The 10191-nt window shown below is 62.7% G+C and carries 11 protein-coding genes; 1 reads left to right on the top strand and 10 read right to left on the bottom strand.

Annotated features, from left to right (window positions below; genetic code table 11):
- From IV500_RS19030 to IV500_RS19000, 7 genes are all read right to left on the bottom strand, one after another.
- Window positions 1–448: metallophosphoesterase (locus IV500_RS19030; protein ID WP_196398398.1), on the bottom strand; the 448-nt coding region annotated here is incomplete at its 3' end.
- On the bottom strand, window positions 445–1296 hold the full coding sequence (gene phnE / locus IV500_RS19025) for a phosphonate ABC transporter, permease protein PhnE (RefSeq protein ID WP_196398434.1): 852 nt from the start codon (window positions 1294–1296) through the stop codon (window positions 445–447). The genes IV500_RS19030 and phnE (IV500_RS19025), both read right to left, overlap by 4 nt.
- A 139-nt stretch (window positions 1297–1435) precedes the next feature.
- Window positions 1436–2293: a phosphonate ABC transporter, permease protein PhnE gene (gene phnE, locus IV500_RS19020; RefSeq protein WP_196398397.1), complete on the bottom strand. Its 858-nt coding sequence runs from the start codon at window positions 2291–2293 to the stop codon at window positions 1436–1438.
- Window positions 2290–3132: a phosphonate ABC transporter ATP-binding protein gene (gene phnC, locus IV500_RS19015; protein WP_196398433.1), complete on the bottom strand. Its 843-nt coding sequence runs from the start codon at window positions 3130–3132 to the stop codon at window positions 2290–2292. Before phnC ends, phnE (IV500_RS19020) begins: the two co-directional genes overlap by 4 nt.
- Window positions 3129–4187 carry a phosphate/phosphite/phosphonate ABC transporter substrate-binding protein gene (gene phnD, locus IV500_RS19010; protein WP_230855190.1) on the bottom strand — a complete coding sequence of 353 codons (1059 nt, stop codon included), beginning with the start codon at window positions 4185–4187 and terminating at the stop codon, window positions 3129–3131. Before phnD ends, phnC begins: the two co-directional genes overlap by 4 nt.
- Window positions 4188–4204: 17 nt before the next feature.
- A complete protein-coding gene (locus IV500_RS19005; RefSeq protein ID WP_196398396.1) occupies window positions 4205–4975 on the bottom strand; it encodes an HAD family hydrolase in 771 nt (256 codons plus the stop codon).
- A 62-nt stretch (window positions 4976–5037) separates the two neighbouring features.
- Complete coding sequence (locus IV500_RS19000) at window positions 5038–6177, bottom strand: alpha/beta fold hydrolase (RefSeq protein WP_196398395.1); 1140 nt, start codon at window positions 6175–6177, stop codon at window positions 5038–5040.
- 263 nt (window positions 6178–6440) lie between these two features.
- Between IV500_RS19000 and IV500_RS18995 the strand changes: the two genes are divergently transcribed.
- Window positions 6441–7127 (top strand): hypothetical protein, encoded by a 687-nt coding sequence (locus IV500_RS18995; protein WP_196398394.1) that lies wholly within the window; start codon window positions 6441–6443, stop codon window positions 7125–7127.
- A gap of 53 nt (window positions 7128–7180) precedes the next feature.
- Here the strand turns inward: IV500_RS18995 and IV500_RS18990 are convergent, their stop codons facing one another.
- From IV500_RS18990 to IV500_RS18980, 3 genes are all read right to left on the bottom strand, one after another.
- Complete coding sequence (locus IV500_RS18990) at window positions 7181–7429, bottom strand: hypothetical protein (protein WP_196398393.1); 249 nt, start codon at window positions 7427–7429, stop codon at window positions 7181–7183.
- Between the two features lie 36 nt (window positions 7430–7465).
- A protein-coding gene (locus IV500_RS18985; protein WP_196398392.1) for an IS3 family transposase occupies window positions 7466–8673 on the bottom strand; the annotation gives its coding sequence in 2 pieces (ribosomal slippage) (window positions 7466–8418 and window positions 8418–8673; 1209 coding nt in all).
- Window positions 8666–10191: HNH endonuclease signature motif containing protein (locus IV500_RS18980; RefSeq protein WP_196398391.1), on the bottom strand; the 1526-nt coding region annotated here is incomplete at its 5' end. The genes IV500_RS18980 and IV500_RS18985, both read right to left, overlap by 8 nt.

Below are 10191 nucleotides of genomic sequence, written 5' to 3'. Positions count from 1 at the left end.
CCTGTGCAGTGTTGACCTGTGCAGTGTTGACCTGTGCAGTGTTGACCTGTGCAGTGTTGACCTGTGCAGTGTTGACCTGTGCAGTGTTGACCTGTGCAGTGTTGACCTGTGCAGTGTTGACCTGTGCAGTGTCGTCGGACTTCAGGTGGCCGCTGCCCAGGACCTGCCGGAAGGTCTCGCGCTGGTCGTGGTTCCCCATTGCGAGGACGACGGCGGCGCCCCGGACACGCGCGAAGTCCAGCAGAAGCGTCCGCGTCAGCTCGTAGGATTCCGCGGAGCCGTCGTCGGACACGTCCCCCGAAACCACCAGCAGATCCAGCTGGTCTAGGTGGGCAAGCTTTGCCAGCACCCCACGCAGGTTGGCCACCGTGTCCACCACACCGGAATGCAGGGTGCCGCCGCCGTTCAGATGGGTGTCACTGAGATGCAGGATCTTCAACGTATTCATGGCTCCATCCTTTCGCGGCGCATTGACATTCTCCGTCGGTAGCTGCGCAGCAGCGGCACTTCCCACACCCCGTGGATCAGCCGGTTCCGCACGGTGCCGGAGATCTGGTCAATGATCATGGTCACCACAATGACTACCAGCAGCAGCATTCCCACCGCGTCCCAGTTTCGGAACTGAACGTTGTCCTGCAGCATCTTGCCGATGCCGCCGGCCCCGATCAGACCCAGAATCGCCGATGCACGGACGTTAATTTCAAAGCGATAGAGCCAGAAGGAGAAGACCTCCGGCTGTGCGCTGGGCCAAACACCCCAGCGGATGAGCGCCAGCGTGCCGCCGCCGGTCGCGCGGACCCCTTCCAGCGGGCCGCCGTCAACCCCTTCAAAGGCCTCATACCCCCACTTGCCCAACGTCCCAATGGACCCTATCGCCAGCGCCAGCGCACCGGTAAACGGGGTCAATCCGGTCACGGAGAGGATCAAAATGGCGATCACGACCTCCGGAACGGCGCGGATCACGGCGAAGAGCGCGCGCAGCGGCCAGTTCAGTACCGACGGTGCAAGTCCGCGCGAGGCCAGGAAGCTCAGCGGGAAAGAGATTATGATGCCCAGTACCGTGCCAATCCACGCCATTTGAACGGAGAGGATTGTGGCGTCAAAGGCTTCGCCGAATTTGCTCCAGTCCGGCGGCCCGAACAGCAGGCCCAGGTATTTACTGAATTCCGCCGGAAATTCCGCCAGCGAGGACCATTTGATCCGAACAGACCAGAACGCTGCCACAACGATCGCGGTGATGACCAGCCAAAGGAATTTTGCCGCCCAGCGGACGGGCTTAGCCGGGCGGGCGTGCATGCGGTTGGCCTTGCTTTCGCCTGTCCCGCCGGCGTGGCCGCCACCGTTCCCGCCGCCGTCGGCCCTGCCTGTCCTGCCGCCGTCCGCCCTGCCGGCTGCGTCGGCGCCCGGAAGAGGAGTTGTTTTCATAACCGGCACCTCACACCAACCTTTTACGCAGCCATGCAGAGAACATCTCCAGCACCACCACCATGATTAGAATTTCGAAGATAATCATGGACAGCTCGTGATAACGGAAAAAATTGCGCACATTGTCGATCAACACGCCCAGACCGCCGGCACCGACCAGCCCGATCACGGTGGAAGCACGGATATTGATTTCAAAGGTATACAGAGTCTGGGACGCAAACGTGGGCAGAATCTGCGGGAGCATCGCGGCCCGGTCCGCTTTGAACCAGCTGGCCCCGGCAGCCAGGGCAGCCTCCTGCGCACCGGCATCCTCGCCGTCGAGCGCTTCCGAGACCAGCTTGACGATAATGCCAATGTTGAACATTACCAGCGCCATAATCCCGGATAGTGCGCCCACACCGACCACGGCCACCAAAATGGCGGCGTACAGGATGTCCGGCACGGAGCGGACCAGGTTCATCACAAACCGCACCACACGCAACAGCGGGGTATGCGGATTCGTAGCACGGGAGGCCAGGAAAGCCAGCGGCAGTGACACCGCGGCACCGATGGCCGTGGCGATCACCGCCATCTGCAGCGTTTCCAACAGCGCCGGGAAGGTCTTCGGGATAAAGCCGTAATCCGGTTGGGTCAATTGAATGATATTGGCGACGGCGTTGGACCAGTTCCGCGCGATCGCCGCCAGATCAACCCTAATGCCCAGCCCCGCCCAGAGCGTGATTGCTAGCAGGATCAGGACGACGACGGCGATGGCGCCGGCGCTTTTGGGCTTAGCCGGGCGTCCGGCGGGAGCTCTCCCGGGCCCGCCAAGACCGTTCCGGGGTGTGCCGGAAGCATTGGGCCCGGTGCCAGCGCCGGCTGTGCTCACAGCTCTGCCTTCGCTTCGAGGACGTCCTCGGCGGTAAGGGACCGGCCGTAGATGTTCTCGAAGACCTTTTCGTCCGCTTCGGCGCCCGGGCCATCAAAGACCACCGTGCCTGATCGCAGCCCGATCAGCCGGTCGCAATAGCGCCGGGCCAGATCCAGGAAGTGCAGGTTCACCACTACCGTAATGCCCAGCTCGGCGTTAATCCGCTGCAGATCCCGCATCACAACGTGGGAGGTGGGCGGGTCCAGGGAGGCGACGGGCTCATCCGCCAGGATCACTTTGGGCTGTTGCGCAAGGGTACGGGCGATTGCCACTCGTTGCTGCTGGCCGCCGGAGAGGCTGGAGGCTTTTTCGTATGCCTTCGAGACTATTTCCACTCGTTCCAGCGCCTGCATCGCGAGTTCAACGTCGTCCTTTTCCCACGCGGCCAGCAGCGACCGCCACGCCGGGGTGTGGTGCAGGCGGCCCATCAGGACGTTGTTAATCACTGTGGTGCGTTTGGCCAGGTTAAAGCTCTGGAAGACCATTCCCACGTCGGAGCGCAGATCCCGCAGCGCCCGCCCCCGCAGCTGCCTGCGGCCCGGTGCCAGCGTGTAATCGCCAACAGTGATGTCCCCGCTGCTGATCGGAACCAGACCGTTAATGGTCCGCACCAGCGTGGATTTACCCGCGCCCGAAAGGCCGATGATCCCGACCATCTGGCCTGCGGGTATGGACAGAGTAACGTCCGTTAAGCCAGTGAATCCGTTCGGGTACCGCACCGAGACGTTGTTGAAGCGGATGTCGGCAGCGCTGGGGGACTCCGCACCCGGACCGCGAGTGGCGGCCACAGCGATCAGCCCAATCCAATGGAATGCGCGGCGTCCTGGGTCTTCTTCAGGCTGGCTACATCGGCCGTCTTCATACCGGTGATCTGGTAAATGGCTGTCAGCGCCGTCACGCCTTCGGGAGTTTTAGCGTAGTCCAGCATCGCGTCGCTGATTTTCTTCTGCCAGTCCGCGCTCAGCTTGCCGGAGACGGACATTCCGTCATTCGGGACCTCGTCAGTCAGCGCAAAAACGACCACTTTACTGCCCACATCGGGGTTGTCCTTCTTGACCACCTCGCGCGCATCCCAGTAGCTAAAGCCGACCTCGGCGTCACCCTTATAGACAGCCAAAACCGATGCGTCGTTAGCGGTCACCTTGATGGGGGAGATGTCTTCCACAGCAACACCCTTTGCCTTCAGCGCGGCGATGGGGAAGATATAGCCGGCCGGGGATGCAGGGGAAAGCATGGACACCTGGGCACCTTTAACCTTTGCAATTGAATCCAACCCGGCAGGGCCGTCACCGGAGCCGGTGCCATTGCAGTACAGCATGCCGTTGGGGCCCGGTGCGGGCGCATCCGTGCAGTACTTGGATGGGTTGTTCGTAAACATTTGGGCGGCATAGCTGGATTTGTCCTTGCGCAACGTCTGCAGGACCGGCTTGGCTCCATACTTGTCGCAGGCCTGGCTCATTTGGAGCGAGGGCAGCATGCCGATCTGGGCCTGGTTTGAGCCGATTGCTTCAACGGCGGCCTGGTAATCGGCCGTGATGACGCCGTGTACCGGGATCCCCAGCCGGTCGGTCAAAGCGGCCTCGAGCGGCTTCACCGTATCCACCAATTTCTTTGCATCACCGGAAGGAACCAGCGCCAAGGTCAGCTCTTTCGGCGCCGCGGCTGCGTCGTCGTTTGTGCCTGCACAGGGGCCAGAGGCCGCGGCACCGGAGGCGCCCCCGGCAGGAGCATCCTGGCTGACGCCGCAGGAGGACAGGGCCAGAACACCGGCAAATGCGACGGCGGCCCAGCCGGCCAGCTTGGGACGGGATGATTTCAGGCTGCTGGCAGATATCCCGGTTTGGCTTGACATCACAGTTTTGTTCGATATCACAGTGTTGCCTCTACATTCATGGTTGCGGTAACAGGGGTGGCGGGATGATTTTGTTGGAAGGTCCGTGGGTTTTGCGCCCACTCGCCAATCCCCGGATACAACTGATCAAAGCTGGCCGCGTGCAGGTTTGCCGGCCCGGTGCGGTGATTGAAACGATCAATGAAGGCCGTGGCGCATCCGAAGCGCCCCGGCAGATCGATGTCGTTGACCCAAACGTCACCGACACTTAGTACTTCTTCAGCTGCCCGGTTCTTCAGCAGCTGTGGAAGCAGCCGGTGAAATCCTGCCGGCTTAGCCGCCTGGGCAATAATGCCGTCCAGGACATCGGTCAGCCCCAGCTCGGCAAGGCTTTCGGATATCCCGGTTCGGGGAGCATTGGTCAACAGGACCCGGAAAGCGCGGCCGGCCAGTCCGGCAAGAAAATCATGCAGGCCCGGCGCGGCGCTGATCTCGATACCGCCGGCAGCGATGCGCTCCCGACTTTGGGTGTAGGCCGAGTTGAGCTCCTCGGTGTCCAGATAATCCGCAGTCAGCGTCGCGACGGCCGCATAGCCGTCTTTATGGGCCGGGCTGCCGGGATGATTCGCCAGGAACCGCTCCAGACCGTCGATGAGTCCGCCGCGGGCTGCGGCAGGCATCCGTTCTGCCGCAGCCTCGGCGTAGGCTACGACCGGTCCGTCACCGAGACAAACGGTGCCGTCAAAGTCCAAAAGAAGTAGGGGGAGCTCAGATGCTGCTGCGCGTTCAAGAGAGGAGATTTCGGTCACGAGATAAAGCTATGCGGCAATGAACGTTATGTCCATAGTTTTCGTTTACCTGAAACAAACGTTCACGCCATATCTACCAGACCGTTCCGCAGCATATTCAGCTCCGTTTCGCCGGCCAGTCGTGTCAACATCCCGTCCACGAGGTCCGGATGCTCAATAGGGGCGAAGTGACCGCAGTCTGCAATGGTGAACAGCTCAGCGTGGGGCACAAGTTCGGCTAGCCGGGCAAGGTCCGACGGCGGCGTGAAGACATCCTGATCGCCGCGCGTCGCCAGCACGGGGGCAGTAATCGATCGCCACCGGGTGAAGTCGTATCCCGCAGCCGCGCGGGCGGCCGCCGCAAAGGAAGCAGGACGCGCATCCTGGCCCAGCGCCGTAATCACCGAGGGGTCGATACTATGCGGATAGGCAAAAAACGGTGCCATCAGCACCTTCATCAGTGCGCTGTTCCCCGTCCGGCGGATGAGAAATTCACCGGCAGCTCCGCACCCTGCCATGGTCCGCATCACCAGCAGCATGCCGGTGAACGCGGGGGAGCGCAGCAAACCCACGAAGGGTCTTCCGGCCGACCGCGCCACGCTGAAGGTGGTGCCGGAAAGGACAGCAACGCTCGAGGTCCGCAGTGGTTCGACGGCAGCAATGTGGAGGGCCAGGAAACCACCCATTGAGTGGCCGATCAGATTCCAGCGCCGGTAACCAAGGGTTGCCAGGATGCCGGTCACCACATCTGACATCGCCTCTATGGTCAAAGCCGAGATGTCAGCACGGAGGTCCGACTCGCCCCAACCCGGCAGATCCAGATAGACCATGGGGCGCCCGGCTACCGACGGTGTTGTAGCGGCGGGATCGGCGGCCAGTGCTGTTCCGGTGACCTGTGCTGTTCTGGTGACCTGTACCGTTCCTGCTGCTGCTCGGCGTTCGGATGCCGCCAGCAGCGGAACGAAGGTGGTCCATGAACCTGCAGCTCCGTGCAGATACACGTCCGCCGTCACCTTCCGCCCATCGCCGTCGGCTGTTGCCGGTGAATACCTGACAGCTACCGGACCAAGTTCGGTCGGAAATATCCGCCTCCGCAGCATAAAGCCCCGCTCGACCGCAGAGGAACCCAGCAACGGTGCCGTTGATGGAACTGACGTCGATGAGGGCAGGTCGGCGGCGTCGGGGATAGGTATGCCTGGATCGGCTGAAATGGTTGTGCTCACTGTTCTCCTTGGGTCCATCAGTCATTCGTCGCGGAGTCCGCCACGGACTGGCGACGCCGCCACCCGCGCGAGCAGCGGAGGCTACCGAACGCAGTATCGAACGGGGCCGATAGACTCCTGACATGCACAGACGGACGACGGCGTCACGGTACGTCAAGTGGTTAAGCCCAGTACTCTGCGGGTTAGTTGCCGCTTCCTTGTCAGGATGTGTCACCGCCGCCCGGGACCCAGGTCCTTCCCAACCAACGTCACCAGGCACCTCCGTGACGAAGGCGCCGACGAGCGGAACGTCGTCGTCTGCCGACCCGACGTCGTCGGCAACGGACGCTTCGCCGTCGTCCGACCCGTCGTCGTCCTCCGGTTCCACTTCCATAGCCCCGGCGGCCCCGAGCGCGGAGTCCACCGCGGCCGTCTGGAAGACCTTTACCGACCGCCGGCACAGTGTCAGGTTTGAACTGCCGCAGGACTGGACGGTGCAACAGGACGCCGATGGGCCCGCTGCCGGTGCAATGAACATCGTCATCAAGGATCCGGACGGACAACGGCTGGCCACCCTGGCGACAGGGATATCGGGGCTTGGTGGTGCCTGCGCCGAAGAACAGATGCGTCCCTATACCGTGCTGGCAAGTATTCCAATGGACGTTCCCTCCACTGCCACTGATGCACAGGCCGTGTCACCCCGCTTCGTTTACCGGCTGATTCAGGGGACCAATTCGTTTTACGCGTCCTATGGCATTACGGACCACGCCGCGGGCGCGAACGGGACTGCGTGCCTGATTTACAACACTGTCACTGGGCCAAGCATCGGAATTTACATGTTTGGCGATGCACTTCAGCTGACCCCCGGGGGCAGGACGTTCAATACAATTGCGGAGGCCCAGAAATACATGCTCAGCGCGGAGTTTCAGAATATTCAACGAATGATTACGTCGCTGAAAATTACTGCCTAGCCTGCTTAGCCGACTTCGCTTGGCTGCCGCTTATGGGGAGACGGAGAGCCCTACTACTCGCTGCCGGTGATGATGGTGCGGGCGAAGTTTTGGGCGTCTTTGAGGTTGTCGTGGTAGGTGTTGCGGATCCAGGGGTTCCCGGCGTAGCGGGCTGTCGTCTCTTCGCCCAAGGCGGTGCCAGCCCCGGTGTTTAGGCCGGTGGTGGTGTGGTGGTGGTGGTAGAAGCGTGGGCCCGGGTGTTGGCGGGCGTTGGGCCCGTACCTCAGGTAGGGGATCCCGTCGTCCATGGTGACTTTGCGCACGTCAAGTTTTTGAGACAGTTTCGTAGTTGATTTCAGTTACGCGGCCACGGGTTCGCGGTCGCGGGCTTGATGGTTGGCCAAGGCCGTCGCGGGGGGTATGCCGCCGGCTCTGCGGTTGGGCCTGCGGCGGTTGTACCAGGCTTCGATGTAGTCCATGACGGCGGTCCTGGCCGCAAGCCTGCTGGCGAAGGTCTGGTGGTGGTAGAACTCCGTCTTCAGGTGAGAGAAGAAATTTTCCGCAACGGCATTGTCCCAGCAGACGCCGACCGCGCCCATGGACTGGGTGACGCTGTTGCCGGCGCACCATTGCTGGAATTCGCCGGAGGTGTACTGCGATCCGCGGTCGGAGTTGAAAATGGCCCCGTCGCAGGCAAGGCGGCCGTGGTCGCGGGCCATGGCCAGGGCATCGGTGCACAGGCTGGCGCGCATGTGCGCGGCCATCGACCAACCAATGACCATGCCGGTGCACAGGTCGATCACGGTGGCCAGGTACAGCCACCCTTCGCCGGTGCGCAGATAGGTGATGTCCCCGCAGAGCCGGGTCCCGGGCACGGTGGAGGTGAAGTCGCGTTTGCCGTGCCCGTCGAGCATGTGGTTCTTGATGTGCGCGGTTTTCGCCTGCGGGTCCTGCTCTGTGGTCTTCTTCCAGGCCCGGGTCCGTGCGGCCCTCAAGCCGTGCTCACGCATGATTGCCCCCACCGTGGGCGCGGAGACGTCCACGCCGTTGTTATTGAGCATCAGGGTCAGCTGATCCCGGCCGGCGCGGCCTTCTTCCTTCTTGAACAGGCCGGTGACCTCCCCGACGAGCTTGTCGTGCCGCACCTGACGCGGGGACGGGCCCTTCGGCCTGCGCCACCGATAGAACGAGGCCCGGGACACTTTCAGGACACGGCACAGCCGGGCAATCGGATAGTTCGCCTTCTCCGCTTCGATGAACTCGTAGAAATCTTCTACCGTTGCTTCGCTGCAAAGAAGGCGCTGACTTTTCCCAGGAAATCGACGTCCTGCTTCAGTTTCGCGATTTCGGCCAACGCCTTCTGGTGCTCTTCCCAAGACACCGACGCCTTCTCCTCCGCGCCGAACCGGTCCGGATGATCGGCACGGTACAGCCGCACCCAGTTCCCCAACGTGCCCTCGTTAACGCCGATATCAGTGCAGACCTGGGCGATCGGCCGGCCCGAGGAAATCACCAACTCCACGGCATCATCCTTGAACTGCTGCGTGTACTTCTTACGATCAGTCATGCGAAAAAGGGCTCCTAACAACCTGTCTCACAAAACCATACGGCCGCACTTCCAGGATCCCGGCGTGGACCAGGGAGTGGCAGGAAGGGCATAGGGCGCACATGTTGGATACGGCGGTGGGTCCGCCGCGGGAGTACCAGATGACGTGGTGGATATCGCACCAGGACGCGGGCCGGTTGCAGCCGGGACGGACGCACCCGCCGTCGCGGACGGACACGGCCCGGCGCTGGGCCGGTGTTGCGAGCCTGACCGCGGTCCCCAAATCCAGGACGGCACCGTTGGTGCCCAGGACGGCTCGTTCAAACGACGCGTCACACACCATTCTCGCCAGCGTGCCGGGACTGATACTGCCCAACCCGTCACACCACGACGGCATCGGATCCAACGGCGTTAACCCACCAGCACCGGACAAACCCTGCTCCGGAAGTACCTCTGGTTCTGAACCAAAAAACCACGAAGACCCGGGGCTGGTGGTGGAATCATTGGTGCTGCTGTCAGTGGTGCTGGTGGTGGTGTCCCAGCCGACGCTGGTGTTCTCCGGACCTACCCCGCCTGGCCAGCCGCTGTCCTCCTCCACGCCGTCCGGGTCCGTCCAGCCCGACGGCAGATCCGACGGTTCGGCCGGTGAACCGTGGTCTTCTGCGTCGGGATCTGCTGGGGTTTGTGGTGCTGCCGGTACCGGTCCGACCGTCAGGGCCAGCTGTGCTCCCGGTTCCGGGGACTCCAGTAACTCCGGTAATTCCAGTGGCTCCAGTGGTTCCGGTGGTTGTGGTGGTGCTGGTGGTTCTGCTGGTTTTGGTTGGTTTCCCAGGGTTTGCCGGAGGATGGCTGCGTCCTTGTCCGGGAAGCTGCGGAGCTGGTCAAAAGTGGTCGTGATCGTGATGCGGGCCGGTCGCCTACCCGGCCGGAGCCTACCGGCCTTACTCGGACCACAACGGGTACCACCGGAACCCCTGCCCGTCCCCGGACCCGTCCCTGTCACTGTCTCTGTCTCTGGACCGAATCCCGTCTCCGTTCCCGGACCGGGGCCGCTGTCAGCGCCGGTGCCGGTGCCGGTGCCGGTGTCTGTTCCTGTGCCGTTGTCTGCGTCTTGGTCTGTGTGTGTGGTGTCGTGGGTTGGGGTGAGGGAGAACAGGTCCTCGGCCTGGGCCGCAGCAGCTACTGCCTGGGCCCGGGCATCCATTTCCGGATGCACCCACCCACTCCCATCACCAGCAGAACCATCACCAGCAGAACCGCCATCACCATCTTCGGCAGAGCGGCCGTTGCCTGCCTCAGAAGAACCCATGCCCTCAATAGCGCCGCTGGCTTCGGCGCTGTCCGTGCCGCCGGTCCTGTCGCTGTCGCTGCTGTTGGGGTTGTTGTGTTGTGGGTGGGGGAAGTTGAGGTAAGCCCCGGCAGCACGGGCGATTTCAGTGATCGCGTCAGCACGACGCTGATCCGGGGTCCGGGCATCCACCCCGACCAGGGACCCGTCCACGCCCCGCTGATCCGGACGCGGAGCGGACAACGGATTCA

The sequence above is a fragment of the Arthrobacter terrae genome (genome assembly GCF_015708085.1).
GTDB lineage: Bacteria > Actinomycetota > Actinomycetes > Actinomycetales > Micrococcaceae > Arthrobacter_M > Arthrobacter_M terrae.
The sequence above is the reverse complement of the archived record's forward strand: the minus strand, read 5'-3'. Positions and strand labels throughout refer to the sequence as shown.